The 24,519-nt window shown below is 41.5% G+C and carries 27 protein-coding genes; 14 read left to right on the plus strand and 13 right to left on the minus strand.

The window, feature by feature from the left end; all coding sequences use genetic code 11:
• The first annotated feature begins 48 nt into the window (after positions 1-48).
• Complete coding sequence (locus PH_RS04020) at positions 49-987, plus strand: GNAT family N-acetyltransferase (RefSeq protein ID WP_010884947.1); 939 nt, start codon at positions 49-51, stop codon at positions 985-987.
• Between the two features lie 127 nt (positions 988-1,114).
• Here PH_RS04020 and PH_RS04025 read toward each other — a convergent pair whose 3' ends face one another.
• The 5 genes from PH_RS04025 to PH_RS04040 form a co-directional block, all read right to left on the minus strand.
• Positions 1,115-1,633, minus strand: a complete 519-nt coding sequence (locus PH_RS04025) for a flavin reductase family protein (protein ID WP_010884948.1) — start codon at positions 1,631-1,633, stop codon at positions 1,115-1,117.
• A gap of 229 nt (positions 1,634-1,862) precedes the next feature.
• Complete coding sequence (gene thrC, locus PH_RS04030) at positions 1,863-3,047, minus strand: threonine synthase (protein WP_010884949.1); 1,185 nt, start codon at positions 3,045-3,047, stop codon at positions 1,863-1,865.
• A gap of 267 nt (positions 3,048-3,314) precedes the next feature.
• Complete coding sequence (locus PH_RS09805; RefSeq protein WP_158298158.1) at positions 3,315-3,458, minus strand: hypothetical protein; 144 nt, start codon at positions 3,456-3,458, stop codon at positions 3,315-3,317.
• The gene (locus PH_RS04035; protein WP_231833721.1) at positions 3,433-4,509 is read right to left on the minus strand and encodes an aspartate kinase; all 1,077 of its coding nucleotides are present in this window, start codon (positions 4,507-4,509) and stop codon (positions 3,433-3,435) included. Before PH_RS04035 ends, PH_RS09805 begins: the two co-directional genes overlap by 26 nt.
• A 204-nt stretch (positions 4,510-4,713) precedes the next feature.
• Complete coding sequence (locus tag PH_RS04040) at positions 4,714-6,486, minus strand: ribosome biogenesis/translation initiation ATPase RLI (RefSeq protein WP_010884951.1); 1,773 nt, start codon at positions 6,484-6,486, stop codon at positions 4,714-4,716.
• A gap of 138 nt (positions 6,487-6,624) precedes the next feature.
• On the opposite strand from PH_RS04040, the gene PH_RS04045 reads away from it, so the two are divergent.
• The gene (locus PH_RS04045) at positions 6,625-7,290 is read left to right on the plus strand and encodes a DUF257 family protein (RefSeq protein WP_010884952.1); all 666 of its coding nucleotides are present in this window, start codon (positions 6,625-6,627) and stop codon (positions 7,288-7,290) included.
• Here the strand turns inward: PH_RS04045 and PH_RS04050 are convergent.
• Genes PH_RS04050 through PH_RS04060 form a run of 3 tightly spaced genes read right to left on the minus strand, consistent with a single transcriptional unit; the run spans position 7,256 to position 8,393 of the window.
• On the minus strand, positions 7,256-7,480 hold the full coding sequence (locus PH_RS04050) for a hypothetical protein (protein WP_048053243.1): 225 nt from the start codon (positions 7,478-7,480) through the stop codon (positions 7,256-7,258). The two genes, PH_RS04045 and PH_RS04050, sit on opposite strands and share 35 nt — an antisense overlap.
• Complete coding sequence (locus PH_RS04055; RefSeq protein WP_173026576.1) at positions 7,477-7,941, minus strand: hypothetical protein; 465 nt, start codon at positions 7,939-7,941, stop codon at positions 7,477-7,479. The genes PH_RS04050 and PH_RS04055 overlap by 4 nt, the downstream gene beginning before the upstream one ends.
• Positions 7,942-7,946: 5 nt before the next feature.
• On the minus strand, positions 7,947-8,393 hold the full coding sequence (locus PH_RS04060; protein WP_010884954.1) for a hypothetical protein: 447 nt from the start codon (positions 8,391-8,393) through the stop codon (positions 7,947-7,949).
• A gap of 114 nt (positions 8,394-8,507) precedes the next feature.
• On the opposite strand from PH_RS04060, the gene PH_RS04065 reads away from it, so the two are divergent.
• Positions 8,508-10,406, plus strand: coding sequence for a S9 family peptidase (locus PH_RS04065; protein ID WP_048053244.1), 1,899 nt, complete (start codon positions 8,508-8,510; stop codon positions 10,404-10,406).
• Here PH_RS04065 and PH_RS04070 read toward each other — a convergent pair whose 3' ends face one another.
• Both PH_RS04070 and PH_RS04075 read right to left on the minus strand, forming a co-directional pair.
• Positions 10,407-11,189, minus strand: a complete 783-nt coding sequence (locus PH_RS04070; protein ID WP_048053245.1) for a transcription initiation factor IIB — start codon at positions 11,187-11,189, stop codon at positions 10,407-10,409.
• Positions 11,190-11,338: 149 nt separating this feature from the next.
• Entirely contained in the window at positions 11,339-12,307 is a 969-nt protein-coding gene (locus tag PH_RS04075) for an ABC transporter permease (protein WP_010884957.1), read from the minus strand.
• Between the two features lie 148 nt (positions 12,308-12,455).
• Here PH_RS04075 and PH_RS04080 point away from each other — a divergent pair, with 148 nt between their 5' ends.
• From PH_RS04080 to PH_RS09990, 9 genes are all read left to right on the plus strand, one after another.
• Positions 12,456-12,725: a hypothetical protein gene (locus tag PH_RS04080; RefSeq protein ID WP_143522650.1), complete on the plus strand. Its 270-nt coding sequence runs from the start codon at positions 12,456-12,458 to the stop codon at positions 12,723-12,725.
• A 44-nt stretch (positions 12,726-12,769) separates the two neighbouring features.
• Entirely contained in the window at positions 12,770-13,135 is a 366-nt protein-coding gene (locus tag PH_RS04085) for a hypothetical protein (RefSeq protein WP_048053247.1), read from the plus strand.
• 559 nt (positions 13,136-13,694) lie between these two features.
• Entirely contained in the window at positions 13,695-14,192 is a 498-nt protein-coding gene (locus PH_RS04095; protein ID WP_010884961.1) for a stage II sporulation protein M, read from the plus strand.
• 383 nt (positions 14,193-14,575) lie between these two features.
• Positions 14,576-14,812 carry a hypothetical protein gene (locus PH_RS04100; RefSeq protein WP_010884962.1) on the plus strand — a complete coding sequence of 79 codons (237 nt, stop codon included), beginning with the start codon at positions 14,576-14,578 and terminating at the stop codon, positions 14,810-14,812.
• Positions 14,813-14,826: 14 nt separating this feature from the next.
• Positions 14,827-15,096 (plus strand): hypothetical protein, encoded by a 270-nt coding sequence (locus PH_RS04105; RefSeq protein ID WP_048053248.1) that lies wholly within the window; start codon positions 14,827-14,829, stop codon positions 15,094-15,096.
• Positions 15,097-15,108: 12 nt separating this feature from the next.
• Positions 15,109-15,471 (plus strand): hypothetical protein, encoded by a 363-nt coding sequence (locus PH_RS04110; RefSeq protein WP_010884963.1) that lies wholly within the window; start codon positions 15,109-15,111, stop codon positions 15,469-15,471.
• A 68-nt stretch (positions 15,472-15,539) separates the two neighbouring features.
• Positions 15,540-15,752, plus strand: coding sequence for a hypothetical protein (locus PH_RS04115; protein ID WP_010884964.1), 213 nt, complete (start codon positions 15,540-15,542; stop codon positions 15,750-15,752).
• Between the two features lie 78 nt (positions 15,753-15,830).
• Positions 15,831-17,333: a DUF2357 domain-containing protein gene (locus tag PH_RS04120; RefSeq protein ID WP_010884965.1), complete on the plus strand. Its 1,503-nt coding sequence runs from the start codon at positions 15,831-15,833 to the stop codon at positions 17,331-17,333.
• Entirely contained in the window at positions 17,323-19,680 is a 2,358-nt protein-coding gene (locus PH_RS09990; RefSeq protein WP_231833722.1) for an McrB family protein, read from the plus strand. Before PH_RS04120 ends, PH_RS09990 begins: the two co-directional genes overlap by 11 nt.
• Here the strand turns inward: PH_RS09990 and PH_RS04130 are convergent.
• Genes PH_RS04130 through PH_RS04140 form a run of 3 tightly spaced genes read right to left on the minus strand, consistent with a single transcriptional unit; the run spans position 19,673 to position 22,839 of the window.
• A complete protein-coding gene (locus PH_RS04130) occupies positions 19,673-20,515 on the minus strand; it encodes an MBL fold metallo-hydrolase (protein WP_010884967.1) in 843 nt (280 codons plus the stop codon). The two genes, PH_RS09990 and PH_RS04130, sit on opposite strands and share 8 nt — an antisense overlap.
• Before the next feature lie 56 nt (positions 20,516-20,571).
• Positions 20,572-21,990: an NADPH-dependent glutamate synthase gene (gltA, locus tag PH_RS04135; protein WP_010884968.1), complete on the minus strand. Its 1,419-nt coding sequence runs from the start codon at positions 21,988-21,990 to the stop codon at positions 20,572-20,574.
• Positions 21,991-22,839, minus strand: a complete 849-nt coding sequence (locus PH_RS04140; RefSeq protein ID WP_048053249.1) for a sulfide/dihydroorotate dehydrogenase-like FAD/NAD-binding protein — start codon at positions 22,837-22,839, stop codon at positions 21,991-21,993.
• A gap of 247 nt (positions 22,840-23,086) precedes the next feature.
• Here PH_RS04140 and PH_RS04145 point away from each other — a divergent pair, with 247 nt between their 5' ends.
• Positions 23,087-23,314 (plus strand): HypC/HybG/HupF family hydrogenase formation chaperone, encoded by a 228-nt coding sequence (locus tag PH_RS04145; protein ID WP_010884970.1) that lies wholly within the window; start codon positions 23,087-23,089, stop codon positions 23,312-23,314.
• Entirely contained in the window at positions 23,315-24,418 is a 1,104-nt protein-coding gene (gene hypD, locus PH_RS04150) for a hydrogenase formation protein HypD (protein ID WP_010884971.1), read from the plus strand.
• The last annotated feature ends 101 nt before the right edge of the window (positions 24,419-24,519 follow it).

The raw sequence follows: 24,519 nt of genomic DNA on the forward strand, positions 1-24,519 counted from the left end.
TTTAGAAATGGATTAAGCTTATAAAGACACGGTACTTTATTTAGGCACATGTCAATTAAGGTACGTATTGCATCTCTTGATGATGTTAAAGGCATTGTCGAGGTTTACTGTTCTTCAGTTAGCAAATGGGTTAAATACATCAATGGTAAGGAAGTCGAAGCTAAATATGATGACCTCACTGTAGCTGAACGATGGAGTCACGGAGGTCCTTGGATGAGTATTGAAACTTGCGCTATAAATATAACCAACCTCCTAATCAACGACCAGTACCCCTTAGTAGCTGAGCTCAATGGTAAAATAGTCGGGGAGCTAGAGCTCTACATAGGTGAGGAGAAAAGTCTCCTCGGCAAATGTGGATATATAGATGTTTTGGAAGTACACAAAGATTATAGAAAAAGAGGTGTTGGTAAAGCACTTGTAAACAAGGCGGTCGAAATAGCTAAAGAGCATGAATGCGACACTGTGGCCGTATGGCCGGTTAAAGAAGCTGTTGGATTCTATAGAAAATGTGGTATATCCGAGATCGCATACAGGATCGTTCATGTAGAAATAAACCTTAATGAAATCAGTGCTAAGGTTCAAGAACAATACTCAACTACTTCATTTCCTAATAACTATGATATTATCAAAGATATGACATTTGTAACCCCTAGGATATATTCATCCTTTGCTGCATGGATAAAAAGTAGATGGGGCTATGCCATAGAGAAGAATAGAACAAGTATCGAGGGTTGTATACCCGAACTAAATACATGTTATATAATTAAGGGTCTTTGGAATAATAAAAGTGCAGCTAAATTATTCTTATGGGTTGAGGATATAGCAAGTATAAACCAAGTGCTAAATGAGATATTCGGGATCGCTAAGAAGAAAGGAATTACCAGACTACATTTACTAATAGATGAAAATGTGTACCGAGAGATCGTGAATAAGTATCCTCACAGGGTTTTAGAACACGAGGTTCTCCTGATGAAAAAAGTAAGATGATTCATTGTATGCTTGTTTAGGTTCCTCACCTCTTCAGTAATCTCTATTTGGGCTTAAAACCCTATCTATAAACTTTACATTTTTGTGAAATCTCCTAATGATTCTTTGAAAAATCTACCCTTCACAGTTACTCTGCCTTATGAACTTTCTCTGAGAATGTGACAAACTCACTCCAAGAAACGTGAGCAAGGAACTTAGCTTTTAGATTCGGCTTCCCCTTTTCAAATGCGTAATCCTTGTATGTGTAACCTACTACCTCCCCAACGAAGAATGTGTGATCTCCATAACTCCTGGCATCTATGACTCTACACTCTATATTAGCCAACGCCTCTTCTATGCTTGGAACCTTAACTTTCTTTGAAGGAATTAAGGTCACGCTCATCTCTTTAAGCTTTGATGGCCCTTTCTTAGTTCCAGCGATCCATACATCCCTAAGCACATCAAGACTTGGGACGCTTATTACAAATTCTCCATACTTCTTTATGAGCTTATGCGTTGTCCTCTTTGGAGCTACCGCTACTCCAACTATGAATGGATCAAAAGATACGACAGTCACCCAATCGGCTGCCATGACGTTTGTCTCCTCTCCATGACCAGACACTATGAGGTAAGTCCTCATTGGATATAACAACCTGTAGCCTTCCATTTTCCTCCCCTATGAAAATAATATAAAATATTTAAATTTATTACTCCAATTAGTGAAGTAGGAACATCCACAAAATGCCTCCAATGAAGCACGAACAACCAGGAAAGAGGGTTGTGTGGAAACTATATCCCCTTAGGGATAAGAAGGGCTCCAAATTAAAATTATGGGGAAAACAAGAACTAACAAATCGCCTTCAAAAATAAATGAATTATTACTATGCTCCCAACCCTCATTTAATTACCTCCTTAAAAGCTTCTAATGTTGGTTCTATAGGTTCTGGGATCTGAAAGTTCTTTATAACGATGTTCGGATCCTTCAACCCATGTCCAGTTGTTATTAAGATGTAACTCTCATTTCTGCTTATTTCACCACTTTCAAGTAGCTTAATCAAGCCAGCCAAAGATGCTGCAGAGGCAGGCTCAACGAATAATCCCTCTCTAGATGCTAGGAGCCTTTGGGCCCTTAGTATCTCTTCATCACTCACGCTTTCAAACAATCCTCCAGACTCTTCAACAGCTTTCCATGCCTTTATCCAGTTTGCTGGATTCCCTATTCTTATTGCAGAGGCAACAGTCTCTGGGTTCTCTTCAGGTTGAAACTTTTTCTTCTCCTTCCAAGCTTTCACTAAAGGAGAGGCACCTTCAGCTTGAATTCCAATCATCCTGGGAAGCTCATCTATAACTCCAGCCTCATACATTTCCTTGAACCCCTTCCATATCGCGGAAATGTTCCCAGCGTTTCCAACTGGGAGGATAATGTTGTCTGGAACTTTCCCTAGTTGATCGTATATCTCATATGCTATTGTCTTCTGTCCTTCAAGCCTAAATGGATTTATCGAGTTCAACATGTATATCCCAAGCTCTCTACTTGCCTCAACAACTATCCTAAGGGCATCGTCGAAGTTTCCCTTGATTGGGATTACCTTGGCTCCATGGATTATCGCCTGAGCAAGTTTTCCTAATGCTATCTTTCCGCTGGGTATTAGAACGTACGCTTTTATTCCTGCCTTTGCAGCGTAAGCTGCTAGTGATGCTGAAGTATTGCCCGTGGATGCACATATAACCTTATCCATTCCCAGTTCGAGAGCCTTTGAAACTCCGACGGTCATTCCACGATCCTTAAAGGAACCAGTTGGATTTGCTCCTTCATTTTTTGCATAAAGCTCCTTCACTTTTAGCTCATTTTCGAGGTTTGACAACCTATAAAGGGGAGTTCCACCCTCCTCTAGGCTTACCCTCTTTTTTACGGGAAGCCAGCTCTCATACTTCCATAACTTTATATCCCTACCGTTGAAAATGGAGGTATCAACCTTATCAAGGTCAATAACTACCTCCAGCAATCCTCCGCAATCACACCTATACCTAACTTCGTCCTCAGGGTATTCTCTTCCGCAAACTACACATCTCAATACCATTTTGCACCCTCCATTAACTTTTCTTGGTCAATTACCCGTCCCAACTTCAAAACTCCCAAAGACGTCTTTCATGACCTTTCTCCAAGACAAGTACCACTAGTCCTAAATCACCCTTCTTCCTACTTCATTCTTGGAAATCAGGAACTAGCAACCTACTATCCTCCTTTAAAGTGCTATGTTCTTCATAACATCTCCTGAATAAGGAGGAACGATGAGTTTCCAGGAATTTTTCTTTCCTTCTAGAGCGAACCTTAGTATACTCCCTCACTATAAAAAGGATAGATACGCTGAGTTGGATAAAGCTTTAGTATATTCCTTTACCCTTACTCTGAAATCCTTGCTCTCCTTTGCAGTTACTAACGCTTCTATAGCTAGTCCAGAGATGTCAAACCCAAGTCCAAAGTTCACCATCGTGGCTGGAGTGCAGATTCTCATTTTCAACAACTCTCCTGTGCACGTCCCTTAAAACTTCCAGAAACTGATCCTTGGAAGTTTTTATCTTAAAGTATAGATCTCCTTCCTCATAAACTTCGTAAGGTAAGGGAATATTTGTTTTAACTGATACAACAGATATTTCGGCATGATTTTCTAGTAACTTGTGGGTAACAATTGGAATTCCCTGGGATTCATGAGAAATTAGCGTTCCAAATTTTAGATCCCTAGTTTTTCCAAGAATGACTGGGATCTTTCCTTCTACTGGATCGATGGCTCTTGGATGAAGAACCTTCATACCCAATTTTGCAGCTGTTTTTGCTTCTTTGTAGGAAATGTAATGAATTAGTCTTGCAGGAGGCACTAGCTTTGGATCTGCAGTATAAATTCCCTCAACGTCGCTCATTATTAGAACGGCTTTAGCATTTACTAGACTCGCTATAGATGTTGCCGAATAATCACTTCCTCCTCTTCCAAAAGTTGCTCGGAACCCGTTCAGATTTCCATAGTATCCAGTAACAACAGGAACGATTCCTCTCCTAAGCATGCGATAGAGAACATCTACTCCCTGAGCACTCTTCTTAAACTCCACTTCTGCATTTCCAAACTCCCCTTTAACAAAGAGAACATCCTTAGAGTCAACAGGCCTGGCGGTAATTCCGAGTATTTTAAGACCCTCTGAGAATAGTTTGGCAGAAAATCTCTCTCCAAAAGATGCTATTTCGTCTATAAATGCCTTTTCTGAGGGGAAACTTGATTTAGAATTTATCGTCTTTTTAAGTTGATGTATTAAATGCTCAAGCTGAACGTTGAGTTCCTGGGATAGTTCTTCGTGAATTTCATCAATTTCCAGAAGAGCGGATTTATCCCCCTTTGCGAGCCTTAACAAGCAATCTGTAACTCCTGCAAGTGCAGAAACGACGACAATGATTTTCATGTTTTCATGTAACTTCGCAACTAGCTCTAGTGCTTCTTCAAAGGCATACCTTACTGAAGTTCCTCCAAACTTTATAACGACAGGTTTCTCCACCACCCATGTTCATTCCCCCTGGAGTTAACCTCCTTTCGCTATAATAAATCTTTCTATTTTTTTCTTGTTTAATTGATATTTCTTCATTAGATTCTTGAATTTTATACTCATTTCAACTATACTTGTAGGTGATATATTGAATAAATGACAGCTAAACCTTCACTGACAATTTGGAAAAGCTTAGAAAAAGGACAAAACTTAAAATTAGTCAGTATAGTAGTATTCGCCTTTCTCTTTCTGCTCCCTATCCTTTACACTTCCCTCCTTGTTCGCCCTTGGTCTTCCAGTGTCGGGATCCCTTCTGAACGTTATTCCAACAGAAGCCAAGAACCTGTTCATTCCCTCTCTCATCCCCATTGGAGGTAAAGCCTTCCCATATTTACTTGGTTCACCCTCAAACACTATCAGCCTATCGCTGACGTAGTCTATCATTAAAACATCATGCTCCACAACCAAAGCAGTCTTCTCATTCTTCTCCATGAGGTGTCTTATGGCCCTTGAAGTTGCTAACCTTTGCTCAACATCTAGGTATGCTGAAGGCTCGTCGAGTAGATAAATGTCGGCATCCCTAAGAAGTGTAGCGGCTATCGCAACCCTCTGAAGCTCTCCACCTGAGAGTTCATTAACGTTCTTATCGTACAGATCTATAATCCCCAAGGGCTTCAAAAGCTCAGTTTTGTAGAAGTTGCTGTTAAGCTTTGAGGCATCTATCTTACTCAAGAGGTCATACACCGTCCCCTCGTACTCCGCCTTAATATATTGTGGCTTATAAGCAACCGTTAGATCCCACTCAACTTTCCCTTCGGTAGGTTCCTCAACCCCGGCAAGCATCTTGACGAAGGTTGTCTTTCCTATTCCATTGGGTCCAACTATTCCAATGACTTCTCCCTTCCTGATTTCTCCTGGTTCCACCTCAAGTTTAAAGCTCCCGTAATCTTTCACTAACCTTGGATACTCAACTAGGGTTTCCCTCTCCACTTCTACCCTCTCACTCAACTTCGTGAACTTTATCTCGTATGGCCTAAAACGAACGTTTTCATCCTTTAGGTACCCCTGGAGGAATTCGTTTATTCCATTTCTAGTTCCCTTAGGCTGTGAGAATATTCCGTAAACTCCCGGCTCTCCATAGACTATGTGAACTATATCGCTTAGATAATCGAGAACTGCTAAATCGTGCTCAACAACGAGCACCGCTTTTCCTTCATCCGCAAGCCTCCTTATTACCCTAGCTACGTTAAGTCTCTGCCTTATGTCAAGATAACTTGAAGGCTCATCAAAGAAGTAGAAGTGTGCTTTTCTGAGGATTGCTGCAGCTATCGCAACCCTCTGAAGCTCCCCACCTGAAAGTTGATCTATCTCCCTCTCCAAAACTTTCTCTAGTTCCAGTACCTTGACGATTTCCTCAAACTTTCCGGTTTCATCAACTTTCTTTAATAACTCTCCAACTTTACCCTTAACGGCCTTAGGTAATAAATCCACGTACTGTGGCTTAACTACAGGTTTTATCTCTCCATTCTTTAGCTTTTCAAAGTAGTTCTGAAGTTCACTACCTCTAAATGCTTTTATCACGTCATCCCAGGAATCATTGTCGCAACATAAGTTAGGTATTAATTGCCCAGCGAGTATTTTGACTGCCGTAGTTTTTCCAGTCCCATTTGGCCCTACTATTCCAACAACCATCCCATCTTTAACCACGGGAAGTCTATAGAGGACGAAGGCGTTGACGCCATAGCGGTGAACGCAGTCCTCTTCAAGTTGCTCTGGGAGGTTTACTATGCTAATAGCCTTGAAAGGACACTTATGGACACAGATTCCGCAACCAGTACAGCTTGCCTCCTGAATTATTGGCCTGTTGTTCTCCTCATCGATTATTATAGCTTCCCCTCCCATCCTATTGACAGGGCAAACTCGCTCACAAAGGAAATGACCACACTTATCTGGGTTACACTTATCATAATCGATGACAGCAATCCTCATAACTTTCCCCCCATTTCACTGAGCTTTCCCTCGTTTTAAATAGATTATTCATACATTCCTGGGCAACCTGGGCTTTGGGAATAAGGAAAGTTACAAAATTTTTTAATTTTGTTTAGGTAATTACCCTAAGGGGATAGCATGGAGAGACTGGAAGACCTGTTTGAGAAGTCAAAATTTGGGGAGTTAATACTTTTTGAGTATAACAGCACAACTCCGCTCCTGTTCATTGTGTATCCATTGATTAAATGGGCCAGAGAGAAAGGATATCCCCTTGTAATATTTGATATATTCGACTCCTTAACCATTTACACGAAGCAAGCTGAGATGCTGGGAATAAAGGATAAGCTGTATGAAGGGGCCAACATCGTAAAGATTGGGGGGAGAATGAATCTTGGAAACATCATTTTGAAAATTTCAATAATCGAGTATGGACCCTTTGAAAAGACATTAGAAGACACCCTGGAGAAGGCTTACGGAGAAAGGGAAAACGTTATCTCGATAGTTCTTGGAACTGAAAAGATCTTCTCATTTTATCCCTTCAGAGATCAGTTTATGTTCTCAAATTTCTTGGCCCTAAAAACTGGAGATAGGAGGAGAAAGGCCTTTTATTTTGTAAATGTAGACTTGCTAGAGAAGATTTCCCCACCTATGGGTCCCCTATTGGAGGAGGAATTCACGACGGTTGTTAAGTTAACGAAAGAGGATAACAAGATAAAGATGAAGGTAATTAAGAGCTTAAATCCCGAATTAGATGGAATGGAACTAAAGGTTAATGCTCATACTCTAATTGCCTCCAATAGATGAGTTTCCTAATTTTAATAGCAAAGGATCCGTATAATTCCTGGATAACATCTTCGGGTAGGCCTTCCTCCCTTAAAACCTTTTTAAACATCCTCTCCCCTTTATTTTTAATTCTAAACAGTTTAGCTATCCCAAACATTATCCTGGGAATTTCGAAAAATAAAAGCTTAAGGAGAGAGATCAACAGCCTCACTCCTTCTCCTCCTCTTCCTTTTCAGTTACTATCTTTATTCCCCGGAAGTTCTTTCCCCTCTGGATCATACTCGTAAACGTTTCTAGTAGGTTTCTCATAACGTTTATGCTTTTCATGTACTCCTTAGTAAGTTCAGTAGCCGTCTCTTTATCCATGCCAGCTTCAACTAAGTCCTTATAAAACTGGGCAACGCTTTTCCCAAGTGCTTGCATCTTTTCCGGGCTATAGAGATCCTCCAGGAGTTTCTGAAGAGGCTCGAGTATATCTTCAATCATAGGTCCAATCTTGTCCATCATCATGGCAATCTTATCTAGATCCTTATCCCCCTCATATGCCTCTATAAGTTTCTCAACAGACTTCACCTTCTCCTTCAGCACCTCAACCTCTTCCTTTGTCTTTGCATTCTTTATCTCCTCCATGAGTTCCTCAAGCAACTCCTCAAGCTTCGCCTTACCCTCCATTTCAATCACCTCAAATACTCCTTTATCTGATCAAGATTAATTGGGATTCCGATTATATCTAGCCACCTTTTGATCACATCCCTGGATAGGGAATACACCTTTCCCCTCTCCCCAGGAACTTCGACCACAACTCCTAATTTCACCAATTCATTAAGCTTAGCCCTAACCGTATTCCGAGATGCCTTTCCTCTCCTTCCCTTTAGCTCTCTCGCTATTTGGCTTATATTAGCCCTTTTTAAGTCGAAAAGTATCTTAACTATCTCCCTAGCTATAGGATCCTGTCTTATTTCCGGGATCGCAACATCTATTCCTATCCCACCGTACTCGGCGTATATTGAGAGTAACCTTATGTAAGCTTGAGCTATTTGGGTTAGGATATCAAAGCTAGCCTTCAATGCTTTCAAGGCCTCTTTGAGCTCCTGGACTTCCATGGTTAGATCGCTGTCTTGCATATTTTTTAGTTGTCCCTCAATTCATATATCATTTCTGGTCATTTCTGATCAGTTCGAGATTTTCATCGAAGCGCTTTTATATGAATGAATCATATATCCAATTCCGGTGATTTTATGGGCAAGGGGCTTTCAGAGAAAGATTTAGGGAAGTTCAAGCTTGTGGGTAATGTAGATGTATTTAAGGGAAAAGCGGTCTTTCAAGTAACGGAGATAAGCCTCAAAGACGATGATTACTTCTCTAAGCTTTACCTCTACGATGGAAAGAGGGTAAAACCCTTCACCTCAGGGAACAAGGATTCTAATCCAAGGTTCTCTCCAAATGGGAAGCTTATAGCATTTACCTCAAAGAGGGATAAGGAAGGAAAGGAATCAGAGCTCTACGTGATTCCAACGGATGGGGGAGAGGCCAGACTTTTAGCAAAGTTCAAATACGGGATAAAGAACCTGCGCTTTACCGAGGATGGGAAAAGTATAGCCGTGGTTACCCCTATAGACGTTGAGAAAAAAGGGAATGATGACGTTCACATTATAAGGGAAATACCATTCTGGTTTAATGGAGTTGGCTGGATCTACGGAAAAAGAAACGTTGTCTACCTTGTTGACGTTGAGAGCGGGAAGAAAAAGAGACTAACTCCAAAGAACCTAAATGTTGATCAGATAAGGTTCCACAACGGTAGACTATACTTCACGGCCCAAGAGGATAGGGAAAGGAAACCTCTGATATCCGATCTTTACGTCCTCGAGAATAGAAAAGTTAGGAAGCTGACCCCAGGGAAGTGGAGGATACTCGACTTCCTCCCCCTTGATGACGGAAGCTTCGTACTTAAGGCTAACACTTTAGAAAGGGGAATCCCAACCAACGCCCACATCTACCACTACGATCCCAAGACAGGAGAACTTAAGAAGCTCACAAAGGATTTAGACAGGAACGCTTACAACTCCTTAAACTCCGATGTTCGAGGAAGTCAGAGGGCCGAGCTTGTGTACAAGGAGGGGTGGATCTACTATGTCGCAACGGATGGCCCTAGGGCAAACCTCTTTAGGGTCAACTTAGATGGAAAGATTGAAAGGGTAATAGGTGGAGATAGAAGCGTTGAAAGCTTCGATATAGGGGATTACATAGCTTTCACGGCTCAAGATGCTGTAACCCCAACTGAGCTGTACATATACAGGGATGGAAAGGAGAAGAAGGTTACCGACTTTAACAAATGGATAAAGGGTTACACCCTTTCAAAACCTGAACACTTTAAGGTTAAAGCAAGTGACGGGGTTGAAATAGATGCCTGGGTAATGAAACCGGTGAACTTCAGGAAAGGAAAGAAGTATCCAGCTATTCTAGAGATCCACGGTGGTCCTAAAACCGCTTACGGTTACGCTTTTATGCACGAGTTCCACGTTTTAACCTCTAAAGGCTTCGTCGTGATATTCTCAAATCCTAGAGGGAGCGATGGCTACGGAGAGGAGTTCGCGGATATAAGGGGACACTATGGGGAGAGGGATTACCAGGATTTAATGGAGGTAGTCGATGAAGCATTAAGGAGATTTGACTTCATAGATGGGGAAAGGCTAGGAGTTACCGGGGGTTCCTATGGTGGCTTCATGACGAACTGGATAGTCGGACATACCAACAGGTTCAAAGCCGCTGTAACCCAGAGATCAATTTCAAATTGGATAAGCTTCTTCGGGACAACGGATATAGGTTATTACTTTGCTCCAGATCAAATAGGAAAAGATCCCTGGAGCAACTTGGAAGGTTATTGGGAAAAGAGCCCATTAAAGTACGCTCCCAACGTTGAAACTCCCCTGCTTATAATCCACTCTACCGAAGACTACAGGTGTTGGCTTCCCGAGGCATTGCAACTCTTCATATCCCTAAAATACCTGGGGAAGAGAGTTGAATTGGCAATATTCCCAGGAGAAAATCATGACCTAAGTAGATCTGGGAAGCCAAAGCACAGGGTTAAAAGACTTGAACTAATAGCAGGATGGATGGAGAAATGGCTTAAAGGATAGCTAAACCCTTATCCTTAATTCTTTAACGAGTTCCTTATATCTATTTCTTATCGTTACTTCAGTAATGCCCGCGACTCTAGCTATCTCTTTCTGGGTTCTCCTTTCTCCTTCCAAAAGTGAGGCTATGTAAAGTATCGAGGCCGCTAAACCGAGGGGATTTTTACCGCTCGTTATACCCTTATCCTTGGCTTCATTTAACAACCTGAGGGCCCTCCGCTTAACCCTCTCGCTGACTTCAAGTTCGTCGGCAAACTTATCTATGTAATACTCTGGCCTTATTAGCATATCCTTTGATGATAAGCCGAGCTTTTTGACCACGAGCCTATACACCCTTGCTATAACCTTCTTATCCTCCTTCGCTACTTTTGCTATCTCATCTAGCGTTCTCGGGACTTTGTATAGCCTACATGAGATGTAGATGCAAGCTGCAGCGACGCTTTCAATGCTCCTTCCCTTAGTGACTCCACTTTTAATTAGTTTCCTGTAAATTCTCACAGCTTCCCTCTCCACATGTTTGGGAAGGCAAAGCTGGGAGGATATCCTACTAATCTCTTCAACTCCAAGCTTTTCTGTCTTGTTTCCAAAGCTATCCAATCTTTTAAGCCTATGGATCTTTTCCCTAACCATATCCGAAGTTCCCTTACTCCTAAACTTAGGGGGAGAAGAAAATGTTCTAACCCTAGTATCAAAGGATTTAATTACGTGGCCGCACTCTGCACAGTAATACTCACCATGCTCGGGGTCATAAATAATTTTTGAAGAACCACAAACTGGACACCTAATCTTGGATCCCCCATATTATATATACTTGGAAGGTAAACTTTAAATACCTTTCTCTAAAAAATTTGAAATTTAAACTTCAAGGAAACTGTTGTTTTTATTATCTTCCACTTTTCGAAGTGATAGCCTTGGGAGATATGTGTTCGGAGATATCAGTAATCCATTTTAACGAATCTCATATATGATAGCCCTATAAATAACATGGATGCTATGGTTAACACCAGGATATTCTCCCATGCCAATTGTAGGCTTTCTAATATTGACCTATCCTCGACGATGGATTCTTCATATGCTAAGGCCGATATCACTTCACTTATCTGAGGCTTTCCGCCGAAGATCATTCTAATTATTTCCTGATAATGGTAGTTTGGTGAGATATACAGGATTCCTTCCGTAGTTTTTACGAGTTCGTTCAGCCATTCCTGATAGGATGGATCTTGGATTATTAACTCCTGAAGCTCTTCTTCGGTAAGATTTGATGCATCCGCTGGAATGCTTGGGATTGGTGGTAAACCAACGACGGCAAGTGCAATAACGCTCGCAATTATTGGTAGGACAAAGCTGAGGAATGCGAAGATAAAAATCCCCATTACAATGGCATTTTTGGGCTTCTTTATAATAGTGGAGATCAACATTCCTAAGCTGAAGAAGCACAAGGCGTATAGAAGACTGAAGGGAAGTGTCGTTAGGAACATGACTACATCGTCCTTATTTGGAGTAACCCCTAAGAGTAAGGCGAATGCTATCGTTAAAATGTAGAATAAGCCTAAAGATGCTCCAAGAATTAGAGCACCTCCCAAGAACTTTCCGAGAAGTATTTGATCCCTATAAATTGGCTTTGAGGCCATTATCCTTAGCGTTCCACGCTCTTTTTCTCCATTTATTGTTGTAGCCCCAAGGAGAATTCCTAGTAAAGCTACTGAGTAATTGAAGGCATTGGAGAAGCTTGAGAGAAAGAGCATTTGGAAAGGCGTTTTGTATAAGCTTGCGCTTACTCCAAGTCTTTTTAAGTTATAAGTCATTCCCAGGGAGATTATTGTAAAAAGGATTATCATTACTTGAAATCTTCTCGTCCTAATGCCAACTTCAAAATCCTTCATTCCTACATTGATAACCTTCACACTATCACCAGTTCTTGAATGGCAATTAATTTGCTTAAAATAATTACTTTTTGTTTATTATCACTCGTTCAAATAAAATTATAAGAGAAAAAACACAGCGATAATAATTATGAAGAAAACTTTAAGTAGTATCTATAACATTCGTAATATGAAGAACCAGGAGGGGATTGAAATGTGGAGGAAAGCTTTAGTATTAGGATTAGTATTGATGGCAATTGGAATGGTGGTAGGAGGTGCTACTGGTGACAGCTATTTAACTTATTACATGGCCAAAAACGGAGCTTCCCCAGAAGCGACGCTGGTGACAGATTTAGGACTAGGAACAGCAGGTTTAATTTGGTCAACAGCTTTTGGAATAGCCTCTGCAGGCTTGGGATTTGCAGTAGGACTTGCATGGATGGTTGGGCAAGCTCTGTGATTTAAATTTTTAACATTTTTACAATTGCATAGGAGGTGTGTAGTATGGGTGCTGTGGAGAGGCGTTTGTTGTGGATTGGTGGTGTTGTGGCATTGTTGTCGTTGATTTATGTTGTTTTTTCAGTTTCGGCAGTTAATTTGAGGCATGTCGGTGTCATGCTGGTGTTCTTTGGCGTTGCAGGGTTTTCCTTGTATGGGGCGTTTAAGGTTTACAGAGAGTCTAAGATTAGGTGGTTGTTGTTTGGTATGGGGTTTATAATTGCTTCAGTTGCCGTTTCCCAGCTTACGATAAAGTTTGACGATCCAATTAGCGTCATAGTTGCAGGCTTAATAAGCCTCCTCACAATCTCCCTAATAGAAATCATAAAAAACACAAACGCGATTATCAAAAACTGGAATTATGGCAAGTAACTGGTATTATAGTGAGGAGAAATTAAATGTATGCCTAGTTTGGATCCGTTCCCGCTATCAGTTGCGAGTGGTGTGATTGCCCTCCCACTCCCGCCCACATTAGGGCTTTGACGGAAGGTTGTCACTCTCAGACCGAGATAATATAAAAAGAAGGAACTGCTACTGGATGGTTGGGAGGAAAAGTTATTGACTACGTAAATAAGTGGGCTAAGAGAAGGTAGGTATATTTGGAGGTCTTGTAGGCTTGGTGGGGGCTGCGATTGGATATTAAGGAGGTGAGTCTGAAATGGATGCTTTAAGGAGGCTTGCTTGGTTCCTTGTTCCTTTTTTATGTTGATGCTAGTTGCGAGGTTAACGGAATATGCTGTTTTTGGTACTGTGGCAAGTATCACTCTTAGAGCCTTCTTGGCAATTACCAAACCTTCGTGGAGGAATATTATAGCGGTTATGGGGCTTATATTAGGACTTTTCATAGGTTACTTTCTCCTACCAAAATTCTTGCAGTGAGGGATAAAATGGCGAATCTTAGGTCTGCTTTTCCTCTTATCTGTCTGTCCTTATGTTTACAACTAGTATTGTCCTTGGTTTTTTCTCGGCTTTAACTCATGATTATTCCGCTTATTTTGGCTTTGATCCTTTTGATAATTCTAATCCAGGATTTTTGTTCTTCTTCAGACATAATGTAAAGGTCGCTCTTATGCTCTGGTCAGGCGCTTTAACCTTCGGGGGAACAACTCTACTAAATTTAGCATTTAACGGCATGATCCTAGGCTCAGCCGTTAAAACCACCGCAGAGCAGATAGGGTTGATAAAAACCATACTCCTCATACTCCCTCACGGTGTTTTTGAAATCCCTGCTATAATCATTGCAGGAGCGGCAGGCTTTAAAATTCCTTATGAATTGTTGAGGTTTGCTTTAGGCAGGAAGGAGGAGATAATCACGGAAGAGGACGCTAAAGAATTCTTCAAACTTATAGCAATTTCAATAGTCTTAATCTTCATTGCTGCCTTAATTGAAAGCACGGTAACGGTTAAAATAGCTGAGAGCTTAAGGTGATTGAAATATAGAAGGATTTGGGGTTAGGATTGATGTTTGTAGGGAGGTAATTAGATGAGCAGAAATAGCGAAGGCATAGCAAGTTTCATTTATAAAACTGGGAAAGCATTCTCATATCAAACCGTGATGTTCCTTGGTACATTTATTGTAGAATTGCCCATAATCTCACTCCTTGGTGCTGCTGTTTGGCTACAGATTAAATAAAGATGACAACATATTCAGTCGTGGGAGCAAATATTAAACTTTTTATAATAACAATGTATAGATTATTATAGTGGGGAGGAGTAAGATTAAAAGGTTTGAGAATTCGAAGCTGAAAAGGAAGTACTAGCTTTACTTAATAAGGAGGGAATTAACATGGAAATCACCAAGAGGGACGTGTTTTGGGTTTTATTGTTGCGATTTGGATATACAATGTCTTCGCTTTGCTTGACGTCTTAGGAATAACAAGAATCAAAGGGTTGATGTTCTATGCATTGGCCACAATACCGCCGCTCTTCCTTTACTTCTACCTTATGGCTTCACCACCAGAGCCAGACATAAAGATGATAGCAAAATTTGGGGGAGCATCAGTGGCAGTTCTCTCAATCCTGGGAGGATTGCATATACTCCTAAAGTAAAGGAGGGAAGAACGATGAGTAGTATAACTTGGTTCCTGTTACTCGCTGGCGCGGGATTTATAGCAATTCAAGAGGATTACAAAACCCTCCCCGTAGCTTTTCTAACAGCGCTTATATACTGGGCTGTGTCCTATTTCAGGTTTGGTTCCAAGTTTTCATTATTCCCTATCGTAATGTTATTTGTAGGAACAATACTTTACCTGAATTCAAAAAATAGAAAAGTTATGAAGATTGCTGGCATATCAGAGATTATAGCATCCCTAGCATTCTTAATCCTACCTTAGAGGGGATAGAACATGGTGAAGAAACTCATAATTGCAGTAGTTGTAGGGCTCTTAATGGCTCTTGCAATTAATATGACTTTGAACATATTTCCAACACTCTCACTTAAATTCCTCGGGTTGAGTTTCCTCTTCGTGCTGTTCTGGTTAGAGATACTTGAAGATATAGCTGAAAATAGGAAGAATAATCTAAAGAAGCGGGCAAGAATTGTTGCAGGTGCAATAATTATGGCACTAGTGACTGCTCTTACGATTGCAGTAGCCTTTAACGATGTACTTCCAATACCTTCGACTAGGGCCTTCTTTGGAGTAACCTTCGCCTTTACTTTATTCTACTTAACCCTTGGGGAAATAATTGAGTTCCAGTGGTTCAGATAATGGAGAAAAATTTCACATTAATGTAAACCTTAAAAATATCAAAAATTTCTCAGGTTAAGGGGGTCAACATGAGGGAACCTTTGCGGAAGTACTTTGGATTGATTATTGTAGGATTCATAATGGGTTTAGGAATGGCAATCAGTGTAACCCTTGTATTTAATGACATCCTTCCTATCAGATCAATCATGGACTTTCTCGGAGCAACACTTACTTTCACACTGATATACGCAGAGTTCGGATACATATTTGAGTTCCTCTTACCAAAGGCTAGAAATGTCTGACTTTTTGACAACCTGCTTTGAAGGTTTAAGGTAGTACTCCTGGGGTTTGAATTCATTAAGATTAGGGAGTGAGGTTGAATGGAGAAATTTAAACTGGAAGGGGAATACAAAGTTAAAGATAACCTTTATTATTTCTTCGAATGGTCTGAATATCGGATAATAGGGAAGGAGAAATTCAAAATCAGGATTGGAAATCAAGATGTCAAAGTGGAAAGATACGGAGACTTGCACGTTGCCAGATTCTCCTTTAAAAACTATATAGGGAAGACAAAGATAGAGATACTGACCAAAGATAAAACCATTGTTCTAGAGGGGGAGGTCCTCTCGAAAAAAGTTCCCAGAATATATGGAATCAAAGAAGATAACCTGGAGACAATCATAAAGGCCCACAGAAAGTTTTATGAAGCGTTAGTTAAAGAGCTATGGAAGATTTCTTCCACGTTACCCTTTTCAGTTAATGCACCCACTAGCTTTGGAACTGTAGAATCGAATAGACCGATGAATGAGCTCTTTGCCTACTACTACCTCCGTTCAAACAGGGAGAGAATATTGGGAGCCTTTGAAACCTTGATGAAGTTCATTAAAAGGAAGCTCGTGGTTAAGGAGGAGCTCGTTGATGTTTGGGAAGCTGATGATGTAAATCCAGATGCAATACTCTGGATGACTCAGCACCCCGAGTATTTAACCCCTGGGCGAAAGTTCAGCCCTACAAAGGTTTTAGCCTTTAGAAAGTATGAAAGCTTCGACACCCCAGAGAATCGCTTTGCTAAGTACTTCCTGGATCTCCTCATCGAGTGGGGAGAAAGAGCGCAAAGAAACGTGGGTGGTGTGAGGGATATAATTGAGGATTTAAGATTCCTTAGGAGCGATCCCCTATGGGAAGAAGTTGGGAAGATGAAGATATTCCCCTATACATCGCAAACTCTTCTCAAGGGAGAAGGGTACAGGGAATTACTTGGGCTTTACCAGGAATTCGTTGTGAGGATGCCATTCTTTGCTAAGCTTAGGGAAGCAATTGATAACCGGGATATTGCAAGGCTCTACGAGTACTGGGTTTTCTTCAAGCTCGTGAAAGAACTCGAGAAAATTTTAGGTGAGAAAAATGTCAGAATAACTATAGAGCCTGCTAGAGGACTTTCAGAGGAAGGAAACGTCTATGCGGAGTTTAAAGGAAAATGGAGACTTTACTACAATAGGAAGTTAAGGCCCAGGAAGTTCAGCTATTCGGTATCCTTAAAGCCAGACTTCTCCCTCTTTAGGGAAGGTAAGGTAGTTGGTGTGTTTGACGCAAAGTTCAAGCTCGAGCTTGTCGATGTTGATAGGTTTGCTGACGAAGACAAGGAAATGGAGGAGAATCCGAGCATTGAAACGTGGGCAAAGCTTGAAGATATATACAAGATGCATACGTATAGGGATGCTTTAAGATGCAAATTTGCCGTTGTTCTTTATCCTGGGAGTAAAAGCGTGTTCTTCGATGCTAAAAGAGGTAAAATTGATGGGGTATCTTTGGCTGAAATTATCGGAAAAGAGGGGATAGGCTACCTGAGTTTTATTCCTGGGGGTGAAGAGGATGAATACTGAAAGGATTATCGAAATCGTAAAGGAAATGAAAAAATATTCAATAGAGTTCGAGAAAGTTATTGAGAAAGTTGAGGAATTCAGAAGGAGAGTAGAAGAAGCGTGGAAAAAAGATAAGAAGGACGTTATCAGATACCTAGGAGAATTTGAACGATATATTAGTGGTAATGAATTATCAAAGGTACTTTACTTAAAACATGACAATAGGAGGCTTATAGAATACCTGGGAGATGAGGATTTTAGGGGACTCCTTGAAGAAGTTTCCAAAATAACCGATTACGAAGAGTTTTCTAGGAGAAAAGGTAACATCGCAAGATACCTCGAAAATATAAAGAAAAAGAAGAATGAAAAGAAGCTTATAGACTTGGGACCGGCTATAATAACATCATGGATGACGATCTTTAACCCTAAGATGTTTATGCCATTAGGGAACTGGCTTAATCCTATTTTAGAGGAGCTGTCACTTGAGAAAAATTGGGGATTTGGAGGATGGGATTCAAATAAAATAATTAGAGTTTATGAGGAGCTTAATGAAGAGAATTTCAGAAAGGAGCTAGAGGAGCAGGGAATTAAAACGCTCCTTGAGGTGGCCTATTACCTTAAAAAATACATAGATAAGGGTGAAAATGAATACGAAATTAATAATTTAAAGCCCAAGAATGAACTAAAAAATGACCTTAGAAGTTACTTAGAAGCGAGTGGTTACAAATATTCACAATCCCAGATTTCTCAATTTTATGTTGCACTAAAAACTAAGGGATTCGTAATTCTATCTGGTTTGACGGGAAGTGGAAAGACAAAGATAGCTCAAGAGCTTGGCGAATTATTGGATCTTCCTCAAGTAATGTCAGCTTCTGGTCCAAATACGGTAGCAAAAAGAGAAATCAAGAGCTTACAAGAAACAATAAATAGGCATGGATTTGCAGTTTACGGGTGGCATCCCCCAGGAAAGATTAGTAAAATTAAACCTCCTTTCATCTTCTGGGTTTATGACAGTGATGAAAACGACGAATACTACAAAAAGGTACCATACGGGATCGTGGTGAGAGACGTTATAGTCGGCAAGAATATCCCAGAAGAGTGGAGAAAAGGGATTGAATGGGCTAAGGAGGTGTATGGATATGACATTGAAAGGTACATCAACGAGCACGATGTATTCCTCAAAGTAGTAGAAGTAATTCCCTGTGGCCTTGAAATCTCTGAATTTATTGACGTTGAGGAAGGGAGAAATCTAACCACCAAAGATGCCCAAAGAATTCGGAGTGGATTTATATACGTTAAAGCCCCAGAGGAGTGCAGGAAATGGAGTAGGCCATATATTTTCCTCTCGGTTCGCCCAGACTGGCGCGATTCAAAGCTCCTCCTTGGATACTACAATCCAATAACGGGAAAGTACAACAAAACGAAACTTCTAGATTTCATAATGCAAGCTATAGAGGATTACAAAAATAATGGAGAGAATGCATTGCCTTACATTATAATCCTCGACGAGATGAACCTTGCACACGTCGAGTACTACTTTGCCGACTTCCTGAGCGTTCTAGAAAGTGGAAGGGATGAAAAAGGGTTCACAAGGGAAAGCATAAAGCTCCACGATGTCGATGAAGTGGAAGAGAAGCAAGGAGTACCGAAGGAGATAAAGTTACCTCCCAACCTTTACATAGTTGGGACAGTAAACATAGATGAGACAACTTACATGTTCAGCCCGAAGGTTCTTGATAGGGCCTTTGTAATAGAATTCCATGAAGTTGACCTAGAGAACTATCCTCCCAGAGAAGAGAAACTCGACGAAGATCATGTGGTTGCATTGAGGAATTTAATCCTCGAGGATCTCAGAAGGGATGGAAAGTTCCTGAACTATTCAAAGCATGAAATAAATGAAGCCGTTAGAGAGCTGGATTTATCAAAGGTTAGGATACTCAACGAAGTTTTAGAACCTTATGATCTCCACTTCGGCTACCGTGTCGTTGATGAAATAGCTCTATTCCTAAAGAATGCCAAGGAAAGCCGGGAAAAAGGTATTGTAAGCTTTGAGAATGAGGACGAGATCTTTGACCTTGCGTTGCTCATGAAAGTCCTTCCAAAGTTCCACGGTAATAGGAGAAAGCTAGAAAAACCCCTTCTCTTGGTTCTTAAGTTTGCTAAGACTGGAGAAATTAGAGAAGAAGACGCTGAAAAGGGAGAGGAAGAACTGTGGAAAGAGATATTTGGAGCATCAGAGGTCGGAGATACCAAAGCTGTAATAAAGGAAATGAAAAGAGTTAAAGATTACAAATACAAACATACTGGTAAGAAAGCTCTCCGCATGCTTAGGCAACTTTACGAGGTGGGCTTTGCAAGCTTCAGCTAATTTCTATTATTTTTCCAGAGTGGAGCTTTTCAAACCTATCTCCAAGCTCCTGGGCGAATCTTGACTCAGCTTTAAGTCCCGTGCAATGCCCTGCGTAGACCTTTTTAACCTCAAGCTCCTTAAACGCTTCAACAGTTTTCTCGATCCTAGAGTCTTCAGCGTTTATCAAGTGGAACCCTCCAAGAACTGCATAGACCTTGTCGTTCCCGCTTAGCTTTATAGCCTTCTTAACCATGCTTACGATTCCAGGATGAGCGCATCCTGCTAGAACAACGAGACCTTTCCTTGTGTTTATTGCGAGCCCGATCTCATCCTCAACTTTATCTTCGATAACCCTCCCATCTTCAATCTTGAAAAGCCCCGTGCTTCCTTTCTCAAATTCCACCTTTTCCTCCTCTTTAATCTCGCCCAGGGTAAAGACTCCTGGCATTAAGGTTATTGGATCCCTAGTTAAGATCCATATCCCTCCGAGCTTCTCGGCCTCCTCCTTAAGCCTTGGCGTTCCAGCGTACATGAACTCGGGCTCCAAAGCAAAGCTTACCTTGAAGATTTCCGGGTGGGCAAATATAGGTACCTTCCTATTTATCTCCCTCAGGATCCCCAGGAGGCCGCCTGTGTGATCGAAGTGGTTGTGAGATAGCACTATCATATCTATATCCCTTGGGTTGAGGTTGAGGAGTTTCATGTTGAATAGTATCGGCTCCGCGTAGGATGCCGTGTCAAAAAGTATCTTCTTCCCCTCAACTTCAACTAGGAATGAAACCCCGTGCTGAGCCCAGAAGGGGCTGTTGTATCCAGCGTAATCATCGGCCAAGGTATAGATCTTCACCCTCATAAGGTTCGCCCTACTAGTATAAGCTAAAACTGTAAAAAAAATTTTGATAAAAGGAATTAGGAATTCTGACCTCTCTTCCTCCTTATATATTCATCTATTGCTTTAGCCGCTCTCTTTCCATCTCCCATTGCTAGGATTACCGTGGCTTCTCCCCTAATTGCATCACCACCAGCGAAAACCCCAGGAATAGAAGTCATAAGATTCTCGTCCACTACTATCGTTCCATCCGGATTAGTCTTAAGCCTCCCATCCTCGGTTATAATCTTGTTCGGCTCAAGTCCTATGGCTATTATTACGGTATCGGCTTCTAACGTTACGTACTCTCCGGTTCCGACTATCTTCCTCTTTCCTTTGCTATCACGCTCTTCTAGTGGCTTTGTCCTTTCGAATTTAACGGCTTTGACTCTTCCGTTCTCATCTCCAATGAATTCGACGGGTTGCAGGAAGAATTCGAACTTTACCCCCTCCTCTTCAGCGTGCTTTATCTCCTCCTCCCTAGCGGTCATGTCTTCCCTTCCCCTTCTGTAAGCTATTGTAACCTCTGCACCAAGCCTTAATGCTGATCTAGCTGCATCCATCGCAGTGTTTCCAGCTCCGATCACTATTACCTTCTTCCCCACAGCTATCGGAGTGTCATACTCTGGGAATTCGTAGGCCTTCATGAGGTTGATCCTCGTGAGGAACTCGTTTGCTGAGTATATCCTATCTAAGAGTATCCCAGGAATGTTAAGTAGCTTTGGCGTTCCTGCTCCAGTTCCTATGAAGACAGCATCGTATTCCTGGAGCAACTCATCCAATGTTACAGTCTTTCCTACTACGTGATCAGTCCTTATCTCGACTCCTAGCATTTTAAGCTTCTTTAGCTCGTGATCCAATATCTCCTTGGGTAATCTAAACTCCGGAATTCCGTAGGCTAGAACTCCACCGGGTTTATGAAGGGCCTCAAAGATCGTAACCTTATATCCCATCTTGGCTAGCTCACCTGCACATGTTAGGCCAGCGGGTCCAGCACCAACTACCGCTACTTTACCTTTGCTCCCATCACACTTCTCAGTGAATTCGCGGAGCAATTCTTCCTCTATTCCGTGTTCTCTTGCGTAGTCTGCTACGAACCTCTCTAGTTTTCCGATGTTTACGGGATCACCAACCTTACCAACTACACAAGCACCCTCACACTGATCCTCCTGCGGACAAACCCTACCAGTAATAGCGGGTAATGTGTTGTCATTCCAAATAATCCTAAGGGCCCCCTTGATGTCACCCTCCTTTATCTTAGCTATAAAAGCCGGAATGTTTATGTGAACTGGACATCCCTTAATACAGGGGGCATATTCCGGTGGACACTGGAGGCAACGCTCTGCTTCCTTCTTGGCAAGCTCAAAGGTATAACCCAAGTTCACCTCCTTGAAATCCTTAATCCTTTCCTCAACGGGCCTCTCGGGAGTTGGAACTCTCTCCTTAATAAGCTTAGGCATTCAAATCACCCCCTTCTTTCTGAGGTATTCAAGGTAACGCTCCTTGGCGAGCCTCTCTTGCTCTAAGAAGCGGTTTGCCCTCCTGAGAACGTCTTCCCAGTCCACTTTGTGAGCATCGAAAACTGGTCCGTCTCTACATGCAAACTTAACTTCTCCATCGTAGAGTATTCTGCAAGAACCGCACATTCCCGTCCCATCAACCATGATCTGCCTCACGGTTGCGTAGGTGGGAATTCCGTAGGGCCTCGTTAGCTCCGCAAGCTTAGCTAAGCTACCCAACTTCCCTCCAGCGAATATGATATCAACTTTATCCTTCTCTATCAACTCTTTCACAATGTCAAGGTAATGCCCCTTTATCCCAACGCTTCCATCTTCGGTCGTTAGGTAATGTTCATCGGCAACTGGTTTAGCTAGGAATTCCTCGGGATAAACGTTCTCGGCATTTTCAAAAGTTTGAATCGATATTGTATAGTTTCCGACCTCTTTCATGGCTTTAAGCGTTGCATAATTTTCTGCTTGACCGCAGACTGCATCTGAGGCAAAGACAACGTTTCCGTAATACTTAACCTTTATAGGCTTTCCAAGTGGACCTACCATGCTGTAGAACTCATCTCCCACGTTGAACTCATAGTAGAGTTGTAGGCTAGTTTTACCGAGCTTCCTTATGAACATTCCAATTCTACCATTCTCGGCCTTGTAGACTGACATTGGAACTCTTTCTCCGCGCTCGTGTAGGATGAAGATTACAAACTGACCTGGCTTCCAGGCTTTCGCTATGTGTGGAGCTTCCACTTCAACGAAGAAGTCTATTGGGCTCAAATCTCTCTTATCGGTGATTTTGTACCCCATGTGTACCACCTTTGTTCATTAAAATAATTTTATCCGTTATAGGCCTGGAATTCAGGGTTTATAGCGGTTTTTAAAACCATTAGTTTAAAACCCTCTAAAAGGAAAGGAAGCGTTTTTCATGCTTATCCTGGAGTAGAGTAGAAAATGCTCCGACAACATTCCCTTTTGGGATAAGGGGATAGGTTGAAAACTTTTGGTTTTAAAAATGTCTAAAAATATTGGTAAGCACTTCTTAATGGTGAAGCTAATGTGTCTTGCCGTCCCAGGAAAGGTTCTTGAAATTAAAGGAAACATCGGGATAGTTGATTTTGGAGGTGTGAAAAGGGAGGTTAGACTTGACCTTCTAACCGATGTAAGAGCTGGTGATTACGTTATAGTTCACACGGGTTTTGCAATAGAAAAACTCGACGAGGAAAAAGCTAAGGAAATACTTGAAGCTTGGGAGGAAGTTTTCTCAGCCCTTGGAGGTGAGTGAATGCTTGAGAAATTCAGAGAAAGAGCAGTAGCACAAAGAATCATCGAGAAGATAAAGGAGGAAGTCAAGGGAATGGAAGAGGTTAGATTCATGCACGTTTGTGGAACGCATGAGGATACCGTAACGAGGAGTGGAATAAGATCCCTACTACCAAAGAACGTTAAGATAATGAGCGGCCCAGGATGTCCGGTATGTATAACTCCCGTTGAAGATATAGTAAAGATGATGGAGATAATGAAAATTGCAAGGGAAGAGGGGGAAGAGATAATACTTACGACCTTTGGCGATATGTACAAGATTCCAACTCCAAGGGGAAGTTTTGCAGACCTAAAGAGCCAAGGTTACGACGTGAGGATAGTCTATTCAATATATGACTCCTATAAAATAGCTAAGGAAAATCCAGATAAGCTTGTCGTTCACTTCTCTCCTGGGTTTGAAACTACAACTGCTCCGACAGCAGGGATGCTTGAAGTTGTTGTTGAGGAGGGTTTAGAAAACTTCAGGATTTATTCTGTCCACAGGTTGACCCCTCCAGCGGTTGAAGCTCTCCTCAAAGCGGGAACGGTATTTCAGGGATTAATTACTCCAGGACATGTATCTACGATCATAGGAGTGAAGGGATGGGTTTACTTAACGGAAAAGTTTGGAATTCCTCAGGTTGTTGCCGGCTTTGAGCCGGTAGATGTACTTTTAGCGATACTAACCTTAATTCGGCTTGTGAAGAGAGGGGAAGCTAAGATTGTTAATGAATACAATAGAGCGGTAAAGTGGGAAGGAAACGTTAAAGCCCAAGAATTAATTCGGAAGTTCTTTGAAGTTAAAGATGCAAAGTGGAGGGCCTTGGGAATAATCCCGAAAAGTGGTTTAGAGCTTAGAAAGGAATGGAAAGAGCTAGAGATTAGAAACTATTATGATCCTGATGTCCCAAAGCTTCCAGATCTTGAAAAGGGTTGCCTGTGTGGTGCGGTTCTTAGAGGATTAGCCTTACCTACTCAGTGCCCACACTTCGGGAAGACCTGTACACCAAGGCATCCCATAGGACCCTGCATGGTTTCATATGAGGGAACTTGTCACATATTCTATAAGTATGGAGCGCTGTTTTGAAGTTCCAGAAAATGCATAAAAAAGGAAATCGGAATGATAAATGGAAAAAGCTTATTTGCCATCTAAAATTCTGGTTCTATGTTCTCAATTAAAAACAACCT

Origin of the sequence: Pyrococcus horikoshii OT3 (genome assembly GCF_000011105.1) — an archaeon.
GTDB lineage: Archaea > Methanobacteriota_B > Thermococci > Thermococcales > Thermococcaceae > Pyrococcus > Pyrococcus horikoshii.

Coding starts and splice junctions, on each gene's coding strand:
- PH_RS04045 (WP_010884952.1), top strand. CDS start 6,625: ATGGAGAGACTGGAAGACCTGTTTGAGAAGTCAAAATTTGGGGAGTTA.
- PH_RS04120 (WP_010884965.1), top strand. CDS start 15,831: ATGGAGAAATTTAAACTGGAAGGGGAATACAAAGTTAAAGATAACCTT.
- PH_RS04140 (WP_048053249.1), bottom strand. CDS start 22,839: ATGGGGTACAAAATCACCGATAAGAGAGATTTGAGCCCAATAGACTTC.
- PH_RS04020 (WP_010884947.1), top strand. CDS start 49: ATGTCAATTAAGGTACGTATTGCATCTCTTGATGATGTTAAAGGCATT.
- thrC (WP_010884949.1), bottom strand. CDS start 3,047: ATGGTATTGAGATGTGTAGTTTGCGGAAGAGAATACCCTGAGGACGAA.
- PH_RS09990 (WP_231833722.1), top strand. CDS start 17,323: ATGAATACTGAAAGGATTATCGAAATCGTAAAGGAAATGAAAAAATAT.
- PH_RS04025 (WP_010884948.1), bottom strand. CDS start 1,633: ATGGAAGGCTACAGGTTGTTATATCCAATGAGGACTTACCTCATAGTG.
- PH_RS04105 (WP_048053248.1), top strand. CDS start 14,827: ATGAGTAGTATAACTTGGTTCCTGTTACTCGCTGGCGCGGGATTTATA.
- gltA (WP_010884968.1), bottom strand. CDS start 21,990: ATGCCTAAGCTTATTAAGGAGAGAGTTCCAACTCCCGAGAGGCCCGTT.
- PH_RS04110 (WP_010884963.1), top strand. CDS start 15,109: ATGGTGAAGAAACTCATAATTGCAGTAGTTGTAGGGCTCTTAATGGCT.
- PH_RS04060 (WP_010884954.1), bottom strand. CDS start 8,393: ATGCAAGACAGCGATCTAACCATGGAAGTCCAGGAGCTCAAAGAGGCC.
- PH_RS04055 (WP_173026576.1), bottom strand. CDS start 7,941: ATGGAGGGTAAGGCGAAGCTTGAGGAGTTGCTTGAGGAACTCATGGAG.
- PH_RS04080 (WP_143522650.1), top strand. CDS start 12,456: ATGAAGAACCAGGAGGGGATTGAAATGTGGAGGAAAGCTTTAGTATTA.
- PH_RS04065 (WP_048053244.1), top strand. CDS start 8,508: ATGGGCAAGGGGCTTTCAGAGAAAGATTTAGGGAAGTTCAAGCTTGTG.
- PH_RS04115 (WP_010884964.1), top strand. CDS start 15,540: ATGAGGGAACCTTTGCGGAAGTACTTTGGATTGATTATTGTAGGATTC.
- PH_RS09805 (WP_158298158.1), bottom strand. CDS start 3,458: ATGGTGAACTTTGGACTTGGGTTTGACATCTCTGGACTAGCTATAGAA.
- PH_RS04145 (WP_010884970.1), top strand. CDS start 23,087: ATGTGTCTTGCCGTCCCAGGAAAGGTTCTTGAAATTAAAGGAAACATC.
- PH_RS04085 (WP_048053247.1), top strand. CDS start 12,770: ATGGGTGCTGTGGAGAGGCGTTTGTTGTGGATTGGTGGTGTTGTGGCA.
- PH_RS04130 (WP_010884967.1), bottom strand. CDS start 20,515: ATGAGGGTGAAGATCTATACCTTGGCCGATGATTACGCTGGATACAAC.
- hypD (WP_010884971.1), top strand. CDS start 23,315: ATGCTTGAGAAATTCAGAGAAAGAGCAGTAGCACAAAGAATCATCGAG.
- PH_RS04040 (WP_010884951.1), bottom strand. CDS start 6,486: ATGAGGATTGCTGTCATCGATTATGATAAGTGTAACCCAGATAAGTGT.
- PH_RS04095 (WP_010884961.1), top strand. CDS start 13,695: ATGTTTACAACTAGTATTGTCCTTGGTTTTTTCTCGGCTTTAACTCAT.